Below are 2066 nucleotides of genomic sequence, written 5' to 3'. Positions count from 1 at the left end.
CTCGCCCTCGGCCTTCAGCGCCACCGCGAGCTTGGCCTCCGCGGTCTCCTTGTCCTTCTTGGCGTTGTCCCGGTGCACCTTGGCGGCATCCGCCGCGGCCTTCGCCTGCAACTCGGCGGTGTGTGCCGCCTCCTTGCGGAACTCGGCCTTGGCCTGGGCAGCCTGGGCCAGCGCACGCTGCATGATGGTCTGGCTGTCGCCGGCGGATGCGCGGGTGGCGGCCTCGGCGGTCTCGCCGGCCTTCACCATCGCCTCCAGCGCGGCCGCCGCACCCTTGGTGACCTGCGCCTTCTGCTGGCCGACCAGTAGGCCGCGGCCGCGCGGCGCGCCGCCCGCGTCAGCGATGCGGTAGGCGCTCTGCTGCACGTCGTCGCTGGTGTCGGCGAGCAGCCTTGCGTACTTGGCTTCCTGCTTGAGGTCGGCGAGCTGGGCCTTGGCCGCCGCCTGCGCGTCCGCGATGCCCTTCTTCGCCTGAGCGAACTGGGCCTTGTCCGGGTAGAACTGGGAGTCGGCGCCCTTGTGGCCGGTCGGGACGATCTTGAACTTCTGCGGGTTGGTGTTGTTGCACGTCCACAGCCACGAGTCGTGGCCGTTGTCGAACGTGTGCAGGTCCAGGCACTTGCCCGTGCCGGTGTTCTTCAGGCTCGTGGTGGCGCGGAGGTTGGCCTCCCACGTCTGCGCCGGGGAGTCGTTGCACGTCCAGATCTGGATCTTCGTGCCGTTCGCCGATTTGTTACTCGACACGTCCAGGCACTTCGCGGACTTCACGTTCCGCAGGTGAAGTCCCAGGCTGTCACCTTCGAGTGCCCACCTCTGCGCCGTCGAGCCGTTGCACTTGTACACCTGGACCGGCGTGCCGTTGGTCTTCTTGCCGCCCTGGACATCGAGGCACTTGCCCTTGGCGGCCTGCACCTGGATCACCGCCGAGCTGTCGCCGATCCAGCCGACCCCACCGGGCGACCAGTAGTCCTGCCACCGGGCCAGGCGGTCGGCCACCCACGAGTGGCCCAGCATCGCTCCCAGGGCCTCCGCTCCGTCGGCGAGGGAGTCGGTGGCGAACTCGTTCAGGTCCAGTAGCTGGTTGCGCTGCTTGGCCTGGGAGGCGATCTCCTGCTGCCACTCCGAAGCGGCGGTGTCGGCGATGCCGCCCAGGACCTTGTTCGGGTCGATCGGGTCACGCCACGCGCACGAGGCGAACCTGGTCTTCATGTCTTCGACCGCGATGCGGAACTCTGCCGTGCCCGGCTGCGGGGCGGTACGGGGGAACCCTCCGGAGGCCAGGAAGATACGGGCGTTGTCCGCACCCGTGGGCTCCAGAGACCAGTCCGACAGGTGCTCGAACGCGGACTGCTCAGCGAGCGCACGGCTCCATTCGTCCCCATGCAGCTCGGTCGGATCCGGTTCGGGTCCATACAGCGGGGTGCCGACATCCTTGACGGCCCCGACCGTCTTCTCGTCAGCCTCGGGCGTGGGGTCCTCGTAGAAGTCGCTGTCGTTCTTCCAGAACCGGTCGGCGATCCATTCGGTCAGACCGGTCTGGGAGTAGAAGTCTTTCTTTCCGTCACCCGGCGACCCCGGAGGCCAGTGGAAGTCGGCGACGGTGAAGCCGCCCGGAGTCTCCAGCCCGTCCAGGGGCTTCGACCATCCGGCCCGGCGGGCGTGGATCGCCTCCAGATCCTTGTCGGCTGCGTCTTGGTCCTTCCGGTACGCGTCGCTGAGCGGGGTCTTCTGCCAGTACCTCCGGTCCGCCAGCACGTGCAGCTTGTCCGGAGGCTGGTTGAGGCCGTCCTGCGCGATGGTGACCATGGCCGGACCGCCCAGGCGCAACACATCGGCCATCAGGCACTGGTCCTGCCGCAGTTGCTCGGCGGCTGTGTCCTCGAACCAGTCGTACGAGTCGCCCACCGGATCGGCGTCCGCAGCGCCGGGCAGGTCCACCGGGTCCGCACGGACAGCCAGTCCGGTGAGGAGAGCGGCAGCGAGGAGGGAGGGTCGTGTCCCTTGTCGTGGTGTAGCCGATCATCCGGCGGTCGTGTTGGTGGTGTTGGGTAGCGCGGGGGCGCTTT

General features: G+C 68.4%; 1 protein-coding gene. It reads right to left on the bottom strand.

Annotation, left to right across the window (positions count from 1 at the left end; all coding sequences use genetic code 11):
- The coding region (locus ACP4J3_RS50550) for an RICIN domain-containing protein (protein WP_426545018.1) at positions 1 to 1938 on the bottom strand (1938 nt) is incomplete at its 3' end.
- Positions 1939 to 2066: the final 128 nt, after the last annotated feature.

The sequence above is a fragment of the Streptomyces sp. UG1 genome (assembly GCF_049974585.1).
GTDB lineage: Bacteria > Actinomycetota > Actinomycetes > Streptomycetales > Streptomycetaceae > Streptomyces.
The sequence above is the reverse complement of the archived record's forward strand: the minus strand, read 5'-3'. Positions and strand labels throughout refer to the sequence as shown.